Source organism: Roseovarius faecimaris, assembly GCF_009762325.1.
Classification (GTDB): Bacteria; Pseudomonadota; Alphaproteobacteria; order Rhodobacterales; family Rhodobacteraceae; genus Roseovarius; species Roseovarius faecimaris.
In genome coordinates, this window is record NZ_CP034348.1 from 1,792,610 (window position 1) to 1,811,802 (window position 19,193).

Here is a 19,193-nt window from a genome sequence, read left to right on the forward strand (position 1 = left end):
CTCACACTGCCTGTCTGGCGGCCTGCAGCGGCCCCGTGGATTCACCTCCGATCAGAGGCAGGCGGATCACCGCCATGGCGCCCTGATGGGCACCTGTTTCAAATGGCGGCGCATCCTCAAGCGTCAGCGTTCCGCCATGTTCTTCAATGATTTTCTTGACGATGGGTAAGCCAAGCCCGGTGCCCTTGTCGCGAGTGGTCACGTAGGGCTCAAAGAGTCGCGAACGATCCTGCGGCAAACCGATGCCATTGTCGGCGATACGGATGACCGCCGCCCCGTCATCCACGGCGCTGCTCACCCGTATCAATGGCACATAACCGTCTGGCGCCTCACCTTTTTCCACAAAACTTTCAATAGCTTCACCTGCGTTCTTCAACAGGTTTGTCAAGGCCTGGCTGATCATGGTCGAATCCAGATCGGCACGCAGTTCATCCAGGGTGAAATCGGTTTCGAACCGCACATCGGGTTGCCCGCTTTCCTGAAGCAACGTCGCTTCGCGGACCAGCCTGGACAGGCTTTCTTCCTTGGTTTCAGGTTCTGGCATACGCGCAAATTTGGAAAATTCGTCCACGATCCGGCGAAGATCGTTGGTCTGGCGCACCACCACATCGGTGAGTTGTTCGAGCTGCTCGGCCTGCTCGGTGTCAAGCTGGCGTCCGAATTTACGCTTGATCCGTTCCGCGCTGAGCTGGATCGGCGTGAGCGGGTTCTTGATCTCATGTGCAATACGCCGCGCCACATCGCCCCAGGCGGCCATCCTCTGCGCGCTTACCAGGTCGGTGACATCGTCGAAGGCCACAACATATCCCTCGCGCTTGCCATCCTCGGAGCGGCGGGTTGACATCCGCACCAGAAGGTTTTCCTGACGCTGGCCGCGGATCACCTTGATTTCTTCCTGAACAAAGCCCGACGCATTGCCCTTGAGACGCTGAAACAGGGCGCCGAATTCCGGAACGGCCACCGCCAGATCAAGCGATTGCTGGTCCTCGTGCCAGTCAAGAAGCCGCTCTGCCGCGCGGTTCACGAAAGTAACCCGGCCGCGTGCATCTAGCCCGACCACCCCGGACGACACAGACCCCAGCACCGAGTCAAACAGGCGTCGCCTGCGCTCAATCTGTTGCGTGTTGGTCAGAAGCCGGTCTCGCTGGCCCTTGAGCTGCCGGGTCATCTGGTTGAAGTAGGTGGACAGCATGGCGATCTCGTCATCGCCTTCTTCTTCACGCACCTTCACATCCAGATCGCCCTCGCCCACGCGCTGCGCCGCAGAGGTCAGCCGTCCGACCGGGCGCGACAGCCGCTCGGCAAACCACATGCCAAGCCAGACAGCGGCAAGGATGAGGATCACCGCGAATCCCAGATAAAGCAGGCCAAACTCAAACAGCACCCGGTCCCGTTCGCTTTCGCGCTGCTGATAGAAACGCGCGGTTTCCTGGGTCTCATCGAGCAGGTTGAGAATATCGCCATCCACATTGCGGCTGACATAGAGATAACGGTCTGTGATCGCCTCCAGCGGCATCAGGGCGCGAAACTCGTTATTGTCCCAGTCCCGGATCACAAGGACCCCGTCCTCACGCGCCGCCTCGAACTGCTCGGGACTGGGCTGCTCATAATCGAAGAGATAGGAGCGTTCACCGCGTGCACGGATCTCGCCTGTACCATCGATCACATACGCCTCGCGCAGCCCGCGCTGAATTTCACGTTGCCCACGGGACAGCACCTGCCGGATATCGCCATCGTCGATGAAAACGGCCGCGCGCTTGGTTGCATTGATGACCGAGGCGAGCACCCGCGCATCGGTGACAAGGTCGCGGCGGTGTTCGTCCTCATAGGCTTGCGCCGCAGCGACAGAGCTGTCGACCACGCGCCCCACCCGGTCGGAAAACCACGCTTCAAGTCCCATATTTACCGTGAAGGTGGCAAAGATGGCCACGGTGATCGTCGGCGCCAATGCCATGATCGCGAACACACCGGTCAGGCGAAGATGCAGCCGCGAGCCGGCCGAATGCTGTCGCCGGTCGGCGACCATCTGCACGACACGCTGCAAAACGAGGGCGGCGACGATGATCACATAGATCAGATCGGCCAGCAGGGCGATCCGCAGCAGGTTCGATGAACTGCCCTGGTCCAGCGGGCCCATCACCAGGTAGGTGACAAGCGCCAGCAACGGCCCGAGAATGACCAGCCCCAGGGTGGCCGCATTCTGCAAACGGCGCAGCCTGCGCAGTTGACTGATGCGTTCCCATGTCAATCTGCGTGTTCCGACTGCCACGCGCGGCTCCCCAAAAATTGTGTAACGCAGCAGCGCCCACACCCAGATGTAGTGGCCTCAGGGTCAGTGCACCCTTATCGCCACAAAGCTGTTGCAGTTTTACATCAATTTCCGGCGGCGTGTCACGCGAATATCAAGCTCGGTGATCTTCTTGCGCAGAGTATTGCGGTTAATGCCGAGCAATTCGGCACACTTGGCCTGATTTCCGCCTGTCGCCTCTAGTGAAATCTCGATCAGCGGCGTTTCAATTTCGCGCAGAATGCGTTGGTACAGGCCCGAAGGCGGCAGAATCGCCCCATGCATATCGAAGTATCGCTGGATATGCGTTCCAACAGATGCCGACAGGCTTTCACCGCCCGGTCCCTTGCGCACGGCGCTGAAATTGGGCTGCGCGCTGAGCGCCTCAGCGGCCTCGGATTCGCTGATTTCCTGCGCCTGTGCGGTCAGGCCAAGCCGCTTCACGATATTCTCAAGCTGCCGGACATTGCCCGGCCAGCTATAGCGCCGCAGAAGATCATCCGCGCCAGGGCTCAGATGCCGCTGTGTCTGGCCATCCCGTTCGGCCTGGGTCAGGAAATGCTCGGCCAGAAGCGAAATATCGTCACTGCGGTCCCGCAATGCCGGCACATCGATCATCGCCCCCGTGATCCGGTAATAAAGATCGTCCCTCAGCCCGTCCGGACCGCTTTCCTGTCCCGGTAGACTGACCCGCGTGGCCACGAAGCGTGGTGCGTCGTCGCCGGCCTCGTCCATCATGCGCACCACATAGCTTTGCGCCTGTACATCGAAATCCCCGATTTCATCCAGCAGGATCGTCCCCCCCTTCGCCCGCGCCATGATCCGTGACACGCTTTCGGCTTCGGTCAGGTCGGTCGATGTGACGGTAATCAGGGGCCGGGCGCGCCGGTCGGACAGGTTGTGCAGGGTGCGTGCAATCAGGGTTTTGCCAGTCCCTGACTCGCCGCAGATCATGACCGGCAATTCCGCGTTCATCACCCGCGCCACAACGCGGTAAAGTGCCTGCATGGCCGGTGTGCGACCCACAAGGGGCAATTCATCGGGATGCGATGCCGTATCGGGGGCGGGCGCACGGCGCGCGGAGCTTTGCAGCGCGCGCGCCGTGCGCTTCATGATGTCAGGCAGATCGAAGGGTTTGGGCAGATAGTCGAACGCCGCCGCCTCCTCAGCCTTGATCGCGGTCATGATTGTGTTCTGCGCCGAGATCACGATCACCGGAAGGCCCGGGCGGTCCTGGGCGATCTTGGGCAGCATTTCCAGCCCGTTTCCGTCGGGCATCATCACATCCGTGATCACCGCGTCGCCCTTGCCCTCACCAACCCAGCGCATAAGCGTGGTCAGGCTCGATGTGGCGTGCACCCGGCACCCCGCGCGTGTCAGAGCCTGAGTCAAAACCGTACGGATCGTCCGGTCATCATCAGCAACCAATACCGTACCATCCATCAGGAGACCTCCTTCTTGTGATTTGCCGATGCGTCGTCGGCACGAGGCAAGGACAGCTTGACGACGGTGCGCCCCGGCACCGAGCTGATCGAAATCCAGCCGCCATGGTCGTTCATGATCTTTGCCGCAAGCGCGAGGCCCAGCCCCGTTCCGTTGTCGCGGCCGGACACGAAGGGCTCAAACACCTCCGCCTGTATGTCCGGAGGGAGGCCCGGCCCGTCATCCACCACCTCGATCTGCAGGGGCAAAGCCTGATCCGGCGCTCCGTCACGATGCACCCGAAGCGAGGGCTCGTAATAGCTGCGCAGCTGGATCGTGCCGCCGGTCGGCCCGGCCGCCTCGGCTGCGTTCTTGAGCAGGTTTAGGATCACCTGCAAAAGCTGGTCCGCATCGCCAAGCGCCAGCGGCAAAGAGGGGTCGTAAAGCTCTTCGATGGTCATCTGAGCGGCAAACCCGAGGCCCGCGGATTTGCGCGCCCGGTCCAGCACATCATGCAGGTTGATGGGCCGAAGCCGCGGTTGACTGACATTGCCGAACTGTTCCACCTGGTCCAGCAGCGCCACGATCCGGCGGCATTCGCTGACGATCAGATCGGTCAATTCCTGATCCTCCGCCTCCAGCGTCATCGACAGAAGCTGCGCGGCCCCGGTGATCCCGGCAAGCGGGTTTTTGATCTCATGCGCCAGCATTTCGGCCATTCCGATGGCGGATTTGGCCGCGCGCCCGACCGATAGCCGTTGTGACATCCGCCCGGCCAGTTCCCGTGGCGCGATATGCAGGATCATCTGCCCCGACTGCCCAGCGAGAGGCGCGATATGCAGATTACATTGCACGGGCACCCCATGTCCGGTGCTCACGTCCACATCATTGACGAAAAGCGGTGCGTCATGGGCCCGGGCACGCCGGAAGGCCTCCTCAAGAGGCGCGTCAACCGACAGACGGTCCCAGACCGGTTGCCCGGCCACGGCCTTTGACGAACTCATCAGAAAGCTTTCCGCCGCCGGGTTGATGGCGCTGATGCGATCCTCTTCATCCAGGATCAGCACCGGGGTGGGCAACGAGGTCCAGATCATGTCCTGCAAACTCATGCCGCGCGCCTCTGCAGGTCGCACAGCGCGTCGGGCAACCGTTCCAAAACGGCCTGCGCGTCGCGCGTTGTCAGGATGTCGCGACGCAGGGCTGCGTCCGTGCCGGTCTGATCCATGTACCAGCCCAGATGCTTGCGGGCGATACGCACCCCCAGGTCCCTGCCGTAAAAGCTCAGCATATCCTCGTAATGACCTGCCACCATATCGGCCAGAGCCTGACCGTGGGGGATCTTGGGCGCGGGCGCGCCGTAAAGGTCATGCGCCACCTCTGCCAACGCCCAGGGCCGCCCCTGCGCGCCCCGCCCGATCATCACCCCATCCGCGCCGGACCGAGCCAGCGCCTCGGCAGCTCTACGGCTGTCGGTGATATCCCCATTGGCAATCACGGGAATGCTCACCGCCTGCTTGACCGCCGCGATAGCCGCCCAATCGGCATGCCCCTTGTAGAACTGGCACCGTGTTCGTCCGTGGATCGTGATCATCTGAATGCCAGCCGCCTCGGCCCGCCGCGCCAGGTCGGCCGCATTGTGATTGCTGTCATCCCAGCCAAGCCGGGTCTTGAGCGTCACCGGCAGCTTCACCGCCGCCACCACTGCCTCGATCAGGGTCAGCGCATGATCGAGATCGCGCAGCAAGGCCGAGCCACAGGCCCCCGCACCGCTGCTGGAGGTCACTTTCTTCGCCGGGCAGCCCATGTTGATGTCGATGATACGTGCGCCTTCGGCCTCGGCCATCCGGGCCGCTTCAGCCAGCCAGTACGCTTCGCGCCCGGCAAGCTGCACCGCCGTGTTCTCGGTGCCAAAACCCAGTTCGGCCTTCTCGCGCACCCCGGGCTTGGCATTGAGCAGGTCCTGACTGGCGATCATTTCGCTGACCACTAGCCCGGCGCCGAAGCGCTGCACGAGGTTGCGAAACGGCAAATCGGTGATTCCGGCCAGGGGGGCCAGGAAAACCGGTGGCGCAAGCGCTTGATGTGACAGCGTGATGGGCAAGTGCCTATTCCTTGTGCAGTACGCAGGGTTTAAGGATATATCCTTTTTATCACAATGAAATCTGGGCGTAGTTTTGACCTCATGCAATCTATTTGCCTATTTTTTGGGCATTTTGCCTGACCATTGCGCTTTTGCAAAACGCGCCGTATCCAAGCCGCATGACCAATGCCGCCATCATTGTCGCCGCCGGGCGCGGCACGCGGGCCGGAGGGGACGTGCCAAAGCAGTGGCAGGCCCTCGCCGGGCGCCGCGTGATCGACTGGACTCTGGCCGCCTTCGAGGCCGTGGCCGAAATCGACACGATCCTTGTGGTCTTGCACCGCGATGACCTCGGGCTGTTTCCCGCGCGGGGACGGGTTGAAACAACGACAGGCGGCGAGACACGCGGCGCATCCGTGCGCAACGGGCTTGAAGCGCTCACAGACCGGGGCATCACCCGCGTTCTCATTCACGACGTTGCGCGGGCCTGCATCACGCCAAGGGCCATTTCGGATATCCTGACGGCGCTTGACGCGCATACCGCTGTGGCCCCGGCCCTGCCGGTCACCGATGCCCTCTGGCGCGGCGCGGACGGTCAGGTGGTGGGCACCCAGGACCGCTCCGGCCTCTACCGGGCGCAGACGCCGCAAGGGTTTGACTATGCGGCAATTCTTGACGCGCATAGGGCCTATGCCGGAGAGCCTGCCGATGATGTCGAGGTTGCCCGCGCGGCGGGACTTCCGGTGCATATCCTTGACGGCGACGAGACAAACCTGAAAATCACCACACCCGGAGATTTTGTCCGGGCCGACCGCATATTGAGAGGCCAGATGGAGATACGCACCGGATCCGGTTATGACGTCCACCGTTTTGGGCCGGGGGATCATGTGGTTCTGTGCGGCGTGGCGATCCCGCACGCGCGCGGGCTGCAAGGCCATTCCGACGCGGATGTGGGGATGCACGCCCTGACCGATGCGCTTTATGGCGCGATGGCCGAGGGCGATATCGGTCAACATTTCCCGCCCAGCGACCCGCAATGGAAGGGGGCGGAAAGCCATATTTTTCTGCGCCATGCGGTTGAGCTTGCCACCAGGAATGGGTTTGAAATCAGCAACGTGGACGTCACTCTTATCTGCGAACATCCCAAGATCGGGCCGCATGCCACCGCCATGCGCAACGCCCTTGCCGGGATCATGTCTTTGGACTTAGGCCGTATTTCGGTAAAGGCCACCACGTCCGAGCGCCTCGGCTTCACCGGGCGCGAGGAAGGCATCGCCGCGATGGCCACGGCCACCTTGGTGCGCCGATGACGTTCAGCGCCCTTGTCGCCACGGTCGGTTATGTCGGCCACCTGCGCCCTGCGCCCGGCACCTGGGGGTCACTGGCCGCCCTGCCCCTGGCCTGGCTCGTGGCGAGCGTGGCGGGCGTTTACGGCCTTATCTTTCTCACGCTGCTCATGTTTTTTGTTGGCTGGTGGTCCGTTATCCGGGAAACCTCGGGTCAGGATGACCACGACCCTTCCGAGATTGTGATCGACGAACTGGTGGGCCAATGGATCGCCCTGCTGCCTGTCATTTACGGGGCGACCATGATGCAGGCCGATCTGTTGGCGCTCTGGCCCGGTTGGATATCCGCCTTCATCCTGTTCAGGTTTTTCGACATCACCAAGATCGGCCCGATTGGCTGGGCCGACCGGCGCAACGATCCGATGGGGGTCATGCTGGATGATGTGATTGCCGGGGTGTTCGCCGCCATCGGTGTGCTTGTCTTCGCCGCGTTGGCGCACGGGGTGGGCTGATGGATGTCGCGGCCCTTCTTGACCGGGCACGCGCAAACGGGGTGCGGATTGCGACCGCCGAAAGCTGTACCGGCGGCAAGGTCGCCGCGGAACTGACTGAAATTCCAGGGTCTTCCGATGTTTTCATTTGCGGGTTCGTCACCTATTCCAACACCGCCAAACAGGCCATGCTGGGTGTGAAATCCGCCACATTGGAGGCCCATGGCGCGGTCTCTGAAGAGGTGGCGCGCGAGATGGCCGAGGGCGCGGTCGCCCGCTCAGAGGCCGATATCGCGGTGTCGATCACCGGAATCGCAGGGCCCGGTGGTTCAGAACACAAACCCGAAGGCCGGGTCTGCTTCGCGCTGGCCCGGCGCGGTGCCGCTACATTCATCGAAACACAGGAATTCGGCGCGCCGGGGCGTGCGCGGGTGCGCCAGCTTGCCACCGATCACGCTTTGGACTTGATTGCGCGCTCTTTGGGCTGACTTTGTCTGACGGCATCACGGTAAAGCCCGAATAACGGGCGCTAGGCCGATAATGCGCTTAAAATATGTGCATTCGAGAAATGCAGGCGCTCACACGACGCCCGTCACTTCCCTTCACACGCGGACCGCCTAGGAAACAGGCAAAAGACCAAGTGAACGAGGAAATCTGACAATGAATGGCGCTGATACAGCCTGGATCATCGTGGCCACGGCCCTGGTCCTGTTTATGACACTTCCGGGGCTTGCCCTGTTCTATGGCGGCCTGGTGCGCGCACGTAACGTGCTGAGCGTGTTCATGCAATGCTATGCCATTGCCTGTTTGATGAGCGTGCTCTGGCTGGCCTTCGGCTATTCCATCGCCTTTGGGGATGGCGGCGCATATTGGGGCGGCTTGGGCAAGATGTTCCTTGCCGGTGTCACAACAGAGAGCCTCTCGGGCACCTTGCCGGAGATCCTGTTTTTCGCCTTTCAGATGACCTTCGCCATTATCACGCCCGCGCTTATTGTCGGGGCCTATGTCGAGCGGATCAACTTCGGTTTTGTGCTGCTCTTCTCCGGGCTCTGGATGCTGCTGTGCTATGCGCCTGTCGTGCATTGGATCTGGGGCGGCGGCTTCCTCGCGGATGGCGGGATATTCGGCGAGACCGGGGTGAAGGACTTTGCCGGCGGGATCGTCGTGCATGAGACGGCGGGGATCGCCGCTCTGGTGATTGCCGTGGCCCTGGGCGCGCGCCGCAACCAGACGACGCCGCCGCATAATCCGGGCCTGGTGATGATCGGCGCGGCGATGCTCTGGGTCGGCTGGTTCGGCTTTAACGGCGGCTCGCAACTGGCCGCTGACGGGGGCGCTGCCATGGCCCTGACCGTGACGCATATTTCGGCCGCGACCGCCTCGCTCAGCTGGGCGCTGTGGGAGCGGGTCAAGTTCGGCAAGGCCAGCCTTGTGGGCATGGTCACGGGCACCATTGCAGGCCTGGCCTCAATCACCCCCGCCTCGGGCTTTGTCGGCCCGGTGGAGGCACTGATCATCGGCGCCATCGCCGGGGTGCTCTGTCAGGAGGCGGTCGTTCTGATCCGTGAAAAGCTCAAGATCGACGACACGCTCGATGTGTTTGCCGTGCATGGCGTGGGCGGGATTTTCGGCACGATCATGATTGCCGCCTTCGGCGCCGGAAGCTGGGCCGCGCAGCTTGGTTCGCTGGCGATTGTCGGGGTCTTCACCGTGGTCGTCAGCGTCGTTCTGGTGAAGCTTGTCGGCCTGATCGTACCGCTGCGGGTGGATGCCGAGACCGAAACCAACGGGCTCGACCTCGATGTGCATGGCGAGCGCGCCTACGATATGACAAGCTGAAAACATTGAATTCCGCAAGAAAAGGCCCCGGGCAACCGGGGCTTTTTCATTTCGTCAGAGATACAAGTGCGCAAAGCTCCTTGGAACGACTTTCCGGAGCGCCATGGCGCGGGTCTCAGCCATAAAGCGCCTCTGCCCGGGCCTCAAAGGCGCGCACAATCCGTTGCATCGCCTCGTAAAAGAACAGCCCCGCCGCCTTTTGCAGGATCAGGTTCTTGAATTCAAAATCGACAAAGAAATCGACCGTGCAACCGCCCTCGCGATCGGTGAACTGCCAGGTCGAGATCATATGTTTGAACGGCCCATCCAGATATTCCGTCTCGATCCGGTTCTGCTCAGGCCGCAGCACGACCCGGCTGCCGAAACGTTCGCGGAAGAGTTTGAAGCTGATCACCAGATCCGCCAGCATCACCTCGCTGCCATCCGCCTGCGGCGTGACCGAGCGCACCCGCGCCGCCGCAGTCCAGGGCAGAAACTCCGGATAGCGCGCCACATCCGCCACCAGATCGTACATCTGACGCGCCGTATAGGGCAGTTCGCGGGTTTCGGAATGGGTGGTCATGCGGCTCCGCTCATTCACATGGACAGTGGGCCGCTATTTCGTAGACTGGCGGCAAAAGTGCAAGGGGACATGATGACAGATCAACCATATGTCATAGATGAACTGATCTCGGCCAAGGCGATCGCCGCGCGCATCGAGGCGCTGGCGCGTGAGATCAAGGCGGAGTTCAAGGATACAGAGAGGCTTGTCGTTGTCGGGCTCCTGCGCGGGTCATTCGTGTTTATTGCCGATCTCGTGCGCGAGCTGGACATGACCGTCGAAGTGGATTTCGTTGAGACATCTTCCTATGGCAACGCAATGGAAAGTAGCCGGGAGGTCAGGATTCTCAAGGACTTGCGCGGCGAAATTGAAGGGCGCGATGTGCTTGTCGTCGAAGATATCGTCGACACTGGCCACACGCTCACCCATGTGCTGCACCTGCTGGCAAGCCGCCACCCCGCCAAGCTGCGCACCATTGCCCTGCTCGATAAACCGTCGCGCCGCGAGGCGGATGTGAAGGCGGATTGGATCGGCTTCGAGATCCCGGACGAGTTTGTCGTGGGCTACGGGATCGACTATGCGCAGCGCAACCGCAACCTGCCCTTCATCGGCAAGGTGCGCTTTGTCGATCCCTAGCTTTCCGCGCAGATAGCAGAGCCGAGGCGGCAATCCCCCTGTCCGGGATCAAGAGACCACCGGATGCATCTCGCTGCGGTCAAGCGTCAATATCCTTCTGATTTTCGGTTTTCAGTGCTTTACTGAACCCGTTTACAGTGGAGATTTTACATGAACCGAGTTTTAAGCAGTATCATTTTGATCCTCAGCCTGCTGGCCGCGCCGGCCCTGGCGCAATCCGAAGCCGAGGTGGAAGCCGCGCGTCTTCTGCATATCGAAGGGGATTTCGACACCGCCCTGAAGGTGCTGATTCCCGCGGCCAATGCCGGAAACCCGGTCGCGCAGAACGTGCTGGGCGTCAGTTATGAGGACGGCATGGGCGTGCCCCAGGACATAAACAAGGCGATCTACTGGTACGAGGCGGCAGCGGCACAGGGGCTTGGGCGGGCCATGCATAGCCTCGGCGTCTTGTATCGCTATGGCACGCACGGGATCGACGCACGCCCCGACCACGCGCGCACCCTTTTCGAACGCGCCATCGAGGCCGGATATCTCGGGTCCTACAGCAATCTCGGCGCCATGCTGGAAAATGGTGAAGGGGGTGAGACGGACCTGAAACGCTCCTTGCAGCTATATCAGGCCGGCGCGGCCCGGAATGACCGGCATTGCACCAACAATCTGGGCCATTTTTACCGACAGGGCATAGAACTTGAGCAGGATCTCTCCGAAGCCCGCAGGCTCTATGGCAAGGCCGCTCTTCTGGGGCTGAGCGACGGCTACAACAACCTCGGCGTCATGCACGAAGAAGGGATGGCCGGGCCGTCCTATCCGGAGATGGCGGTGATGCTCTACAGGCAGGCGATGGCCCAAGACAATGCGCGGGCCGCGATCAACATCGCCGGGATGATCCACGAAGGCCGCCTGCCCGGGCTTGGGGATGAAGAGGCCGTCGCCTATTGCCTGTGGGCCGTGCGCCATGGCAGCGCCGAAGATCCGGGCTGTGTGGCGCTGGCCGAAACTCTGAGCGAAGAGGCGCAGGCCCGCGCACAGGCCCTGTCCGAGCGGCTCTGACACTCGCACACGCGTGCAACGCGGGTCTCAAGATTGGGGATGGCGGACCCAAGAGGATTCGAACCTCTGGCCTCTGCCTTCGGAGGGCAGCGCTCTATCCAGCTGAGCTATGGGTCCAGTCCTGCGCGGTATAGCCGTGGCCCTGCCCCCGTGCAAGCCGGGATTTCAGGCAAAAAGCTCATGCGCAAGTTCAAGCGCCTCGATGAGCGTGTCCACCTCTTGCCGCGTGTTATACATCGCAAACGACGCGCGGCAGGTGGCGCTGACGCCAAGGTGATCCATCAGCGGCCCCGCGCAGTGATGACCCGCACGCACGGCGACGCCCTTTTTGTCGAGGATCGTCGAGATGTCATGCGCATGGGCCGCCCCCTCCATGGTGAAGGAAAAGATCGCGGCCTTGTCGCGTGTGGTGCCTTGCAGGCCCAGCCAATTCAGCCCCGACAGGCGCTCTTGCGCATAGGCGCTTAGATCGTCCTCATGCGCGGCAATCGCCTCCATGCCGACGCCCATCATATAGTCAAGCGCCACGCCCAGCCCGATGGTCTGCACAATCCCTGGCGTGCCCGCCTCGAACTTCATCGGTGGGTCGTTATAGGTGACAGCCTCCTTGCTGACCTCCTTGATCATATCGCCGCCGCCCATGAAGGGGCGCATCTCATTCATCCGCTCACGACGCACATAGATCGCACCCGACCCCGAGGGGCCATAAAGCTTGTGCCCGGTGATCGCGTAGAAATCACAGCCGATCTCTTCGACATTCACAGGCATGTGCACCGCCGCCTGAGAGCCATCGACCAGCACCGGCACGCCTTTGGCGCGCGCGGCCTCACAGATCGCTTTCACATCCACCTTGGTACCCAGCACATTGCTGAGCTGGGTGATGGCAATGAGCTTGGTGCGCGGTGTGATCGCGTCGATCACCTTTTGCGGATCGAGCGCACCGGTGGCATCCACATCGACCCAGGTCAGCTTGACCCCCTGACGCTCGCGCAGGAAATGCCAGGGCACGATATTGGCATGATGTTCCATCACGCTCAGCAGAATTTCGTCGCCCGCCTCCATACGCGGCATGGCCCAGCCATAGGCGACCATGTTGATCCCTTCGGTGGTGCCGGAATTGAGCACGATCTCCTCTTCATCCCGCGCCCCTAGGAACCGCGCAATGATACCGCGCACCGCCTCGTATTTCTCTGTCGCGAGATTGGACAGGAAATGCAGCCCGCGATGCACATTGGCGTATTCCTCGGCATAGGCTCTGGTGACGGCGTCGATCACCACCTGCGGCTTCTGCGCCGAGGCACCATTATCGAGATAAACCAGCGGCTTGCCATTCACCTCGCGGCTAAGAATGGGAAAATCGGCGCGGATGGCCTCAACATCAATCACAGCGTTGTCCCTCCGATGAATAGTCCGCTCAAGATCGCCAGGATCAGGGCCAGCCCGACCACCACCGTCAGGAACACGGCCAGCATCAGGATAAACGCCTGCGACAGAGACGTATACCGATGCGCCGCCTTAAGTAGAACCCCCAGGACATAAAGCCCGTAGAAAGAGCCGATCAGGGCCAGCAACCCGCCCAGCACCGGCAGCACCAGCCCCAGCACCAGCACCGCGATCTGCAACACCAGGCGCAGAAGCTGCATCCAGGTGATCACGGTCAGAATGTCTCCAAGCTCACCGCGCCCGCCCCCGATGGCCTGTCCCATGCGGTGCAGTGCAAAGACCGACACGATCAGCGCCGCAAAGAGGATGAGCGTGAACAGAAGCGGCGATTGAAAGGCCGCGGGCACCATCATCATACCCGATTGCGGATCCACCGGCGGGTTGATCCCGATCGCCAGGGAATACACGATGGAATTGAGCACCGACATAAGCACCAGCGCCATCCACAGAAAATTGACCGGCAGGCGCAGGGACAGCAGCTTTTGCGCCGCCGTGGCCGGAGAGCGGATCGTCTCGATGATCAGAGCCTGAATGTCATTCGCGGTGAGGGTCATGTGGTCTCCCGGCCCCAGGCCGCAGCGCGCATCGCTGCCAGCCAGAACCATACAAAAAGGGCGAGCCAGAGCGCGCCGACGATATTGAGCTCAAGCCCCGGACCGACAAACCCCGCCACCAGCCCATGCAAGAGCAGGACCGGGCTTGAGGCCAAAAACGCCCAGAACAGCGCCATGCGGGCGTCAAAGCCCGAGAGTTTGCCCCCAAGGGCACGCAGGATCAGATAGCTGACGAAGGCAAGCGCATAAAACAGGAGCGGCGCGATGAAGATCCACGCCATCAGCGTCCCGCCCAGAAGCGGATTGAGCTCCTGACCGGTCAGATGCGCCTCCCGCGCCAGCCGGGGCCACTGCGCAATGAAAACGACCAGGCAGCCCGCCATCAGAATGACGAGCGCCCGATCCTCACGCGGGCCCATCGCCAGAAGGCGGCGGATCACCCGGCCGGGGCCACGGTAGGTTGCAACGATGTCCGTCGTGACCGGCATCAGCCGCGCCGCCGCTCCAGCCAGCCTTGCAGCCGGTTCAGGATATCCTCGCGCAGGCCCTCGTCTTCGACCTCTTCCACCGCTTCAGCGAGGAAGGCGAGGGTCAGAAGGTCGGTGGCCACATCCTGAGAAATGCCCCGTGCGCGCAGATAAAACAGCGCCTCTTCGTCGATCGCCCCCGAGGTGGAGCCATGCGAACAAGCCACGTCATCGGCATAGATCTCAAGTTCGGGCTTGGCCAGAAACTGGCTGTCTCCATCCAGAAGAAGCGACTGGCTGATCTGGTAGCCATCGGTTTTCTGAGCGCCTTCCTTGACGAGGATCTTGCCCTGAAACACGCCCGTCGCCCCGTTGCGCAGCACTTTCTTGAACACCTGACGGCTTTCGCAGCGCTCGGCGTCATGGGTGATGAACACGGTGTCATCATGGTGAAAATTACCGTCTCCCACGCAGGCCCCGGCAACATGCGCCACGGCATCATCGCCGGTCATCTCGATCACACATTCATTGCGCGTCAGCACCCCATTCGCGGTCAGCGTGAAGGACTTGAACGCGCTTTCCTGACCCAGGCGCGCAAACATATGCGTCACTGCCATACGCTCGTGATCGCGGCCCTGCTTGCGCACATGATGGAAGGCCGCGCCATCGGCGATATCCACTTCCATCACCTTGTTGAAGCGCGCCGCCGCCGGGCCACTTTCCAGAATGGTCAGGTCGGCGCCCGCATCCAGCTTGATCACATGGTGCAGGATCGCGTCGGATGTCGTCGATCTGTGGTGATACACCAGATGCACGGGTTTGTTCACCTGACCCGTGGCATGGATCACCACGCCATCGGTTGCCATAGCGGTGTTGAGCGTGGCCAGAGGACGCGCCACAGGGGTCTGTCCGCGCTCTTCAAGCGTGCCATAAAGGTCCTTGGCCCAATGGATATCCATCCGGGTGGCCTCGGCCAGCCGCTCGATGCTCACATTCTCGCCGCTCAGATCATCGCTCGCCTCCGCGTCGAACTCACCATCGACGAAAACGATCTTGATCCGGTCACGGTTGCCGAAAAGCTCAGCCTCACCCGCGGTGTCAAACAGCGCCGCGGGTTTTGCCTCGGGCGCGACAAGCGCGTCGGGTCTTGTGTATTTCCAGTATTCATCGCGCCGGTTCGGAAGGCCCGCGGCCCGCAGCCGGGCAAGCGCACCTTCGCGCAACCCGGTCGCCCAGGCCGCCCCCTCAGGCAGGCTCAGCGCGGCCAGACGGGCCTCGGTGGCATCCAATTTCGCTTGCGGCAAAGCCATCACGCCACCTCCGCGAGGATGTCGCCATAGCCGTTGTTCTCGACCTCAAGCGCCAGCTCGGGCCCGCCGGATTTCACGATCTTCCCGTCGGCCATGATATGCACAACGTCAGGTTTGATATGATCCAGCAAGCGCTGATAGTGGGTGATCACCAGAAACCCCCGGCCCTCGTCGCGCAGCGCATTCACCCCTTCGGCCACGAGTTTCATCGCGTCTACATCGAGGCCCGAGTCGGTCTCGTCGAGGATGCACATCTTCGGCTCCAGCATCGCCATCTGCAGGATCTCGTTGCGCTTTTTCTCGCCGCCGGAGAAACCCACATTCACCGGACGTTTCAGCATATCGGCGTCGATCTTCAGTGTCTTGGCCTTTTCGCGCACGAGCTTGAGGAAATCCGCAGCACTCAGTTCGTCCTCGCCACGCGCCTTGCGCTGCGCATTCATCGCCGTGCGAAGGAAGGTCATGTTGCCCACGCCGGGGATCTCAACGGGATACTGAAACGCAAGGAAAATGCCCGCCGCCGCGCGCTCTTCGGGTTCCATCTCAAGGATATCCTCGCCCTCCAGCGTGGCCGAGCCCTTGGTCACCTCATAGCCGTCCTTGCCCGACAGAACATAGGACAGCGTTGATTTGCCCGACCCGTTCGGGCCCATGATCGCATGGACCTTTCCGGCCTCGACCGTCAGGTTCACACCTTTGAGGATCGACTTGTCCTCTTCTTCAAGATCAACGTGCAGGTCTTTGATTTCCAACATGGTCTTCAGGTCCTCTCATATATCCAGACCCGGCTCAGGGCTGGGTCATCATCCGTATGATTTCAATCAGTTTGTCGGCCGGAACCGGTCTTGGTTTCACCTCGAACCGCGCCAGTCGCCCGACCATTTGCGGGCTGCCGATATAGGGCTCGACCTTGTGGTACTGACGACGCTTGGCATAGTCGTCGATCAGCACCGTGACGGGCTTGAGCGTACGAAACGCCGTTGCCAGCGCGCAGCCGGGACGGAAACGGCCATCGACCAGCACCACATCGGGTTGGCGAAACTCCGCCAGATCCCAGACCTCAAGCGGGTAACGCGCGAACCGCTCCCAGCCGCTGTGATCCGCCGGGTGGCCCCATTTCTTGGTCGGACCGATGTCAGACCATATCACGTCGATCTGCGTGCCGCCCGCAGGCGGGTTCTGCTCGAACCAGGCGCGCATATCCTGCGCCCAGGCCTTGTCGCTCTCCACGGAAAACACCTGTTTTCCGGGCATCTCGGACGCCATCACGGTTGACCCGCCCGAGCCATATTCCAGGATCACCGACGCCGCCTCATACGCCGCACGCACGGCCTCCGCCTCTTCGGCGGGCATGGTCAGCACGGGGCGGTCTATGCGGGTCGCGGCGTCCATCTCAGGCAAGCACCACCGCGGTGCCCGAGGCCGAGACCATCAGCATTGAATTGCCCACCACCTCGTAATCGAGATCGACCCCCACAACCGCATTGGCCCCCTTGGCGCGGGCGCGCTCTTCCAGTTCATAGAGCGCCGTGTCGCGGGCATCCTGTAGCTTGCTCTCATACGCGCCCGAGCGGCCACCGACGATATCGGTGATCGAGGCGAAGATATCGCGCACAACATTTGCGCCCATGATCGCTTCGCCCACGACAATGCCCACGTACTCGGTGATCTGGCGGCCTTCGACCGAATTCGTTGTGGTGATGATCATCTCTTGCTCCTTTGCCGGTCGGCCATGGCTTCCAGTGGTTTGGCGATGAGACGGGCAACCAGCCAGCCAAGCAAAGCGCCCGTGGAGATATAGATGAACGGGTTGCCCAGGTTCGACATATTGACAAGCACGACACCGATACCTCCGCCGATGGCAGGCATCACGAAGGGCAGCACCGTGGCAACCTTTTGCACAAATGGCTCGGATTGATCAGTCATCATGACGAACCTCAGATGGCTGTCGTGCGGCAGTTGCACGGGAGCGGTCATGCTTAAATCCGGCTGTGCTCATGATCATTTCCACTTGTCCAACTGGCGCTCTTGATCAGAAATCTGAGCAACGAAGTAGAGATAGAGCACCCAAAGCCCGAAGAGCGATGCAGGTGTCAATGTCAGCGCCATGACCTTCCACACGATCGCACCCTCCTCTCCGGGCCAAAAGACGACCAGTATGAGAAGCGGTAGGAAAAACACCAGGGGAAGGAACGCCCCCACCAGAAGCTTCTGCTGAAGCAGTGGCGATGAGAGCTTGTCTTTCAGGCGCCGGAGCATATGTCACCCCACCGACCCTTCAAGCGAAATCGCCACAAGCTGTTGCGCTTCCATGGCAAATTCCATCGGCAGGGCTTGCAGCACGTCCTTGCAGAAGCCGTTGACGACAAGCGCCACCGCCTCTTCCTCGTCCATGCCGCGCTGGCGGCAATAGAAAAGCTGGTCGTCATCCACCTTGGATGTGGTCGCCTCATGCTCCACGCGGGAGGAATTGTTCTTTACCTCGATATAAGGCACCGTATGCGCCCCGCATTTGTCGCCGATCAGCAGGCTATCACACTGGGTGTAATTCCGGCTGTTCTTGGCCTTGGGGTGCATCGAGACAAGCCCGCGATAGGTGTTCTGCGCCTTGCCGGCGCTGATCCCCTTGGACACGATCCGCGACTTGGTGTTGCGCCCCAGATGCACCATTTTCGTGCCGGTATCGGCCTGCTGCATGTTGTTGGTGATGGCAATCGAGTAGAACTCGCCCTGGCTGTCATTGCCGCGCAGGATGCAGCTGGGGTATTTCCAGGTCACGGCCGAGCCTGTCTCGACCTGCGTCCACATCACCTTGGCACGGTCGCCCCGGCAATCGGCGCGTTTGGTCACGAAATTATAGATCCCGCCCTTGCCGTTTTCATCGCCCGGGAACCAGTTTTGAACGGTGGAATATTTCACCTCGGCATCTTCCTCGATGACGATCTCCACCACAGCGGCATGCAGCTGCGCGATGTCCCGCTGCGGCGCGGTGCAGCCTTCCAGATAGCTGACGTAAGAGCCCTTGTCGGCAATGATCAGCGTCCGCTCGAACTGGCCGGTGTTTTCGGCATTGATCCGGAAATAGGTGCTGAGCTCCATCGGACAGCGCACGCCCGGCGGCACATAGACGAACGACCCATCCGAGAAGACCGCGCTGTTCAGCGTGGCATAGAAATTGTCACTGACCGGCACGACCGAGCCGAGGTACTTCTTCACCAGCTCCGGGTGCTCTTTGATCGCTTCGGAGATCGAGCAGAAGATCACCCCTGCCTTTTTCAGCTCTTCCTGGAAGGTCGTCCCGACCGAGACGCTGTCAAACACCGCGTCCACCGCCACTTTGCGGCCTTCGGCAGGGGCATCCTCGGCCCCTTCTACACCGGCCAGGATCATCTGTTCCTTCAGCGGGATGCCCAGTTTTTCATAGGTGGCCAGAAGCTTGGGATCGACCTCATCCAGTGACTTTGGCTTCGTCTCCATCGACTTCGGGCGCGCATAATAATACTGATCCTGAAAGTCGATCTCGGGATAGTCGACCATCGCCCAATCCGGCTCTTCCAGCTTCAGCCAGCGTTCATAGGCCGCCAGCCGCCACTCGGTCATCCACTCGGGCTCTTCGTTTTTCTCCGAGATCAGCCGCACGATGTCCGGCGTCAGCCCCTTGGGGGCGTACTCCATCTCGATCTCGGTTTCCCAGCCGTATTTATAGGTGCTGACCTGACGAACCGCGTCGACCGTTTCCTGATCCACACCGTCCTTGACTTGCGTGTCATCCAATGCAGGCATGTCG

The 19,193-nt window shown here is 61.4% G+C and carries 21 protein-coding genes and 1 tRNA gene; 6 read left to right on the forward strand and 16 right to left on the reverse strand.

The genetic code is table 11. The features are described from left to right. Window position 1: 1 nt before the first annotated feature. From EI983_RS09210 to dusB, 4 genes are all read right to left on the reverse strand, one after another. Window positions 2–2,269: a sensor histidine kinase NtrY-like gene (locus tag EI983_RS09210; RefSeq protein ID WP_246162362.1), complete on the reverse strand. Its 2,268-nt coding sequence runs from the start codon at window positions 2,267–2,269 to the stop codon at window positions 2–4. A 99-nt stretch (window positions 2,270–2,368) separates the two neighbouring features. Continuing rightward, entirely contained in the window at window positions 2,369–3,730 is a 1,362-nt protein-coding gene (locus EI983_RS09215) for a response regulator (RefSeq protein ID WP_157707074.1), read from the reverse strand. Then, entirely contained in the window at window positions 3,730–4,818 is a 1,089-nt protein-coding gene (locus EI983_RS09220; protein WP_157707075.1) for a two-component system sensor histidine kinase NtrB, read from the reverse strand. Before EI983_RS09220 ends, EI983_RS09215 begins: the two co-directional genes overlap by 1 nt. After that, on the reverse strand, window positions 4,815–5,810 hold the full coding sequence (gene dusB, locus EI983_RS09225; protein ID WP_246162364.1) for a tRNA dihydrouridine synthase DusB: 996 nt from the start codon (window positions 5,808–5,810) through the stop codon (window positions 4,815–4,817). Before dusB ends, EI983_RS09220 begins: the two co-directional genes overlap by 4 nt. Window positions 5,811–5,968: 158 nt before the next feature. Between dusB and EI983_RS09230 the strand changes: the two genes are divergently transcribed. The 4 genes from EI983_RS09230 (at window position 5,969) to EI983_RS09245 (ending at window position 9,405) form a co-directional block, all read left to right on the forward strand. Then, window positions 5,969–7,099 (forward strand): bifunctional 2-C-methyl-D-erythritol 4-phosphate cytidylyltransferase/2-C-methyl-D-erythritol 2,4-cyclodiphosphate synthase, encoded by a 1,131-nt coding sequence (locus EI983_RS09230; protein ID WP_157707076.1) that lies wholly within the window; start codon window positions 5,969–5,971, stop codon window positions 7,097–7,099. Beyond that, entirely contained in the window at window positions 7,096–7,587 is a 492-nt protein-coding gene (locus EI983_RS09235; RefSeq protein WP_157707077.1) for a phosphatidylglycerophosphatase A family protein, read from the forward strand. The genes EI983_RS09230 and EI983_RS09235 overlap by 4 nt, the downstream gene beginning before the upstream one ends. Beyond that, window positions 7,587–8,054: a CinA family protein gene (locus EI983_RS09240; RefSeq protein ID WP_157707078.1), complete on the forward strand. Its 468-nt coding sequence runs from the start codon at window positions 7,587–7,589 to the stop codon at window positions 8,052–8,054. Before EI983_RS09235 ends, EI983_RS09240 begins: the two co-directional genes overlap by 1 nt. A gap of 172 nt (window positions 8,055–8,226) precedes the next feature. Next, complete coding sequence (locus tag EI983_RS09245) at window positions 8,227–9,405, forward strand: ammonium transporter (protein WP_157707079.1); 1,179 nt, start codon at window positions 8,227–8,229, stop codon at window positions 9,403–9,405. A gap of 115 nt (window positions 9,406–9,520) precedes the next feature. Here the strand turns inward: EI983_RS09245 and EI983_RS09250 are convergent, their stop codons facing one another. After that, window positions 9,521–9,967 carry a type II toxin-antitoxin system RatA family toxin gene (locus EI983_RS09250; RefSeq protein ID WP_157707080.1) on the reverse strand — a complete coding sequence of 149 codons (447 nt, stop codon included), beginning with the start codon at window positions 9,965–9,967 and terminating at the stop codon, window positions 9,521–9,523. Window positions 9,968–10,039: 72 nt separating this feature from the next. On the opposite strand from EI983_RS09250, the gene hpt reads away from it, so the two are divergent. Further along, window positions 10,040–10,582, forward strand: coding sequence for a hypoxanthine phosphoribosyltransferase (gene hpt, locus EI983_RS09255; protein WP_157707081.1), 543 nt, complete (start codon window positions 10,040–10,042; stop codon window positions 10,580–10,582). Window positions 10,583–10,732: 150 nt separating this feature from the next. After that, window positions 10,733–11,632, forward strand: a complete 900-nt coding sequence (locus tag EI983_RS09260) for a tetratricopeptide repeat protein (RefSeq protein ID WP_157707082.1) — start codon at window positions 10,733–10,735, stop codon at window positions 11,630–11,632. Between the two features lie 40 nt (window positions 11,633–11,672). Here EI983_RS09260 and EI983_RS09265 read toward each other — a convergent pair. From EI983_RS09265 to sufB, 11 genes are all read right to left on the reverse strand, one after another. Further along, window positions 11,673–11,749 (reverse strand) — tRNA-Arg (locus EI983_RS09265). Between the two features lie 48 nt (window positions 11,750–11,797). Then, entirely contained in the window at window positions 11,798–13,018 is a 1,221-nt protein-coding gene (locus EI983_RS09270; RefSeq protein WP_157707083.1) for a cysteine desulfurase, read from the reverse strand. Then, a complete protein-coding gene (locus EI983_RS09275) occupies window positions 13,015–13,629 on the reverse strand; it encodes a YIP1 family protein (RefSeq protein WP_157707084.1) in 615 nt (204 codons plus the stop codon). The genes EI983_RS09270 and EI983_RS09275 overlap by 4 nt, the downstream gene beginning before the upstream one ends. After that, entirely contained in the window at window positions 13,626–14,117 is a 492-nt protein-coding gene (locus EI983_RS09280) for a YIP1 family protein (protein ID WP_157707085.1), read from the reverse strand. Before EI983_RS09280 ends, EI983_RS09275 begins: the two co-directional genes overlap by 4 nt. Then, entirely contained in the window at window positions 14,117–15,406 is a 1,290-nt protein-coding gene (gene sufD, locus EI983_RS09285; protein ID WP_157707086.1) for a Fe-S cluster assembly protein SufD, read from the reverse strand. The genes EI983_RS09280 and sufD overlap by 1 nt, the downstream gene beginning before the upstream one ends. Then, on the reverse strand, window positions 15,406–16,161 hold the full coding sequence (gene sufC, locus EI983_RS09290; RefSeq protein WP_157707087.1) for a Fe-S cluster assembly ATPase SufC: 756 nt from the start codon (window positions 16,159–16,161) through the stop codon (window positions 15,406–15,408). Before sufC ends, sufD begins: the two co-directional genes overlap by 1 nt. 34 nt (window positions 16,162–16,195) lie before the next feature. Then, entirely contained in the window at window positions 16,196–16,798 is a 603-nt protein-coding gene (locus EI983_RS09295; protein ID WP_198389404.1) for a hypothetical protein, read from the reverse strand. A gap of 1 nt (window position 16,799) precedes the next feature. Beyond that, window positions 16,800–17,114, reverse strand: coding sequence for a heavy metal-binding domain-containing protein (locus EI983_RS09300; protein WP_157707088.1), 315 nt, complete (start codon window positions 17,112–17,114; stop codon window positions 16,800–16,802). Beyond that, window positions 17,111–17,383 carry a hypothetical protein gene (locus EI983_RS09305; RefSeq protein WP_157707089.1) on the reverse strand — a complete coding sequence of 91 codons (273 nt, stop codon included), beginning with the start codon at window positions 17,381–17,383 and terminating at the stop codon, window positions 17,111–17,113. Before EI983_RS09305 ends, EI983_RS09300 begins: the two co-directional genes overlap by 4 nt. 24 nt (window positions 17,384–17,407) lie before the next feature. Further along, window positions 17,408–17,665, reverse strand: coding sequence for a hypothetical protein (locus EI983_RS09310; protein ID WP_157707090.1), 258 nt, complete (start codon window positions 17,663–17,665; stop codon window positions 17,408–17,410). A 3-nt stretch (window positions 17,666–17,668) separates the two neighbouring features. Continuing rightward, window positions 17,669–19,189, reverse strand: a complete 1,521-nt coding sequence (sufB, locus tag EI983_RS09315) for a Fe-S cluster assembly protein SufB (RefSeq protein WP_157707091.1) — start codon at window positions 19,187–19,189, stop codon at window positions 17,669–17,671. Window positions 19,190–19,193 lie beyond the last annotated feature (4 nt).